Origin of the sequence: Mesorhizobium sp. M2E.F.Ca.ET.209.01.1.1 (genome assembly GCF_004010375.2) — a bacterium.
GTDB lineage: Bacteria > Pseudomonadota > Alphaproteobacteria > Rhizobiales > Rhizobiaceae > Mesorhizobium.
Genome location: NZ_SADP02001316.1, coordinates 1 through 282, shown reverse-complemented (window position 1 = coordinate 282; position 282 = coordinate 1). Strand labels below are relative to the sequence as shown.

Annotated in this window: 1 pseudogene; it reads left to right on the top strand. The window is 62.4% G+C overall.

From position 1 onward, the window contains the following. Positions 1-282, top strand: a pseudogene (locus EN852_RS40220) (DNA topoisomerase I); the annotation flags it as partial.

The following is a 282-nucleotide window of genomic DNA, read 5'->3' as shown; positions in this document are numbered from 1 at the left end:
CGAACGCTATGTCGAATACGACTTCACCGCCTCGCTGGAGGAAAAGCTCGACGAGATTTCCGACGGCAAGCTCGCCTGGAAGGATGTTCTGCGCGACTTCTGGAAGGATTTCTCCGGCGCAGTCGACGACATCAAGGAACTGCGCGTCACCGACGTGCTCGACGCCCTCAATGACGAGCTCGCGCCGCTGGTCTTCCCGGAGCGCGAGGATGGCTCCAACCCGCGCATCTGCCCGACATGCGGCACCGGAAACCTCTCGCTGAAGCTCGGCACATTCGGCGC